This window comes from Streptomyces kebangsaanensis (assembly GCF_001906585.1).
Classification (GTDB): Bacteria; Actinomycetota; Actinomycetes; order Streptomycetales; family Streptomycetaceae; genus Streptomyces; species Streptomyces kebangsaanensis.
Map to the genome: position 1 here is coordinate 77,531 of NZ_JUJA01000011.1, position 1,903 is coordinate 79,433.

Annotated in this window: 1 protein-coding gene and 2 pseudogenes; all 3 read left to right on the forward strand. The window is 72.5% G+C overall.

The features are described from left to right. Positions 1–142 (forward strand): annotated as a pseudogene (locus RH94_RS41775) (SGNH/GDSL hydrolase family protein); the annotation flags it as partial. Between the two features lie 71 nt (positions 143–213). Continuing rightward, a pseudogene (locus RH94_RS41780) lies at positions 214–574 on the forward strand (FCD domain-containing protein); the annotation flags it as partial. A gap of 100 nt (positions 575–674) precedes the next feature. Next, on the forward strand, positions 675–1,903 hold a 1,229-nt coding region (locus RH94_RS00995; protein WP_234425433.1), incomplete at its 3' end, for a hypothetical protein.

A 1,903-nucleotide genomic window follows, 5' to 3' on the forward strand; every position in this document is an offset into this window, starting at 1 on the left:
CCTGCTCACCCTCGCCGCCGACGACCTGCGCCACCATGCCCGGGGCACCGGCTCCCGCCTCGACCTGCGGGCGTCGGCGTCGGTGTCGGTGGCGCTGGCCGCGCTGTCGGTACCGGAGCGGCCGGAACCGGAAACGGCGTGAGGGACGCCCCCAGTGGCGGCGTACCGCCACGGAAGCGGACCGCGGGGTGCCCGCAACCGCCTGTACGGCGGCCGGAAGACGGCATCGGAGGTCTCGCCGAAGCCGCCGCGGAAAACCGGCGGGCAGCGCGAGAAGGTGACTGGGGCGGGCTGGGCACGGCCGGCATCCACTCCCACCGGGAACTGGTGGCGCTCGCAGGCAGCGACCACACCGACGAAGCTCATGTGCGGGGTCTTCGCCGAACTGCGCCTCGCCTTCAACGTCGTGGACGATCCGCGGCGGCCGCACGAGCCGTACCTCACCCGCAACCAGCGGATCCTCCAGGTTCTGCAGGGGGTGAGAGGGAGAGGCCGAGAGGCTGCTCGCCGTCCGCCTCGGCGACTCACTGGAGGGGGCGTGGAGATCTACCGGCGGCGGATCGGCCAGGACGGGAGCGGTGACGGGTCCACCGCGCCGGGTGTGACGACGTACGCACCGAGGGACGTCTGCGCTGTTTGGGCCGTTGTCAGACCGAGGACCTAGTCTGTGCACCGTGACTTCGCCTGCATCGACGGACAGCGCTCCGTCCCAGCTCAGCGCGGGGCCGCGCCCTGCCCCGGGCCCGGCCGCCGACGAGGGGCTGGCGCGGCGGCTGCGCGCGCTCGCCTGCACCGCGCCGCTGCACGACCTCGACGCGCGCAAGGCCAATCTCGCCGGCGAGTACTCGGTGTACGGCATGGCGGAGGTCGCGCTCGCCGCCATCGACCTGGTCACTCTCAACATGGACTTCGACACCGGCGCCGACCACGACCAGATCGTGGCCCGGCTCGTCCCGCGCGTCGCCGCCCAGGCCCCGCGGCGACCGGCCGCCGAGCACGAGCGCGTGGCCCGCTGGGTCCTGGAGAACCTGATCAACGTCGGCAGCGTCGACCGCGGCTTCCGCGCGGTGTACGGCACGTTCGCGCCGGACGGTACGTACGTCCGCCGGGACTACGACTTCAAACTGATCGAGGAGGTGCCGGGCCCCGGCGGCAGCGTCTACCTGCGCACCACGGACGAGGCGGTCAACGTCCTCGTCGGCGCCCTCGACACCGACGTGACCAGCGCGCAGATCGCCGCCGAGGTCAAGCTGGAAGTGCTCATCAGCCGCGGCCGCCTCGCCGACGCCCAGCTCGCCGCCGAACAGGCCCGCTACCGGACCGTGCAGTACGCGGAGACCCTGCGCCGGGCCCTGGAGGCCACCCGGCGCAACGTCCGTGCGGTGGACTGGCTCAGCGCCGTACCCGACATGATCGCCGAAGCCCTGGACCACGTCGCCGACCGCTACCGGCACGAGAACGCGATCCTGACCAACATCCGCAAGGCACGCGACGAGTCGGAGGACCCCGAGCACAAGCGGCGCGCCGCCGAACTGGTCGACATCGTCAAGGACTGCATCCGCCGGCACACCCAACTGCAGTCCCGGCTCCTGGAGGCCGGCCCGCTGTTCCGTGCCGAGCAGGACCGGCAGGCCTTCGCCACCCCCCTGGCCACGTCCGGGACCGATCTCTACGGCCACCTGCTCGCACCGACCCTCCCCCTGCCCCTGGAGCAGGCGGTCCGCGTCACGGATGCCTTCTTCGCACACGGCACGGGGCTGCGCACACCCGTGTCCGTCCGGGTGGGCGACCTCGTCGACATCCTGCTGACGCCCCCTGTCGAACGGGAGCACCTGGGTGCCGAGATGCCCGAGCCCGACCTGATCGCCACCCCGGACGACAGCCGGTTCAGCGAGGAGCAGCT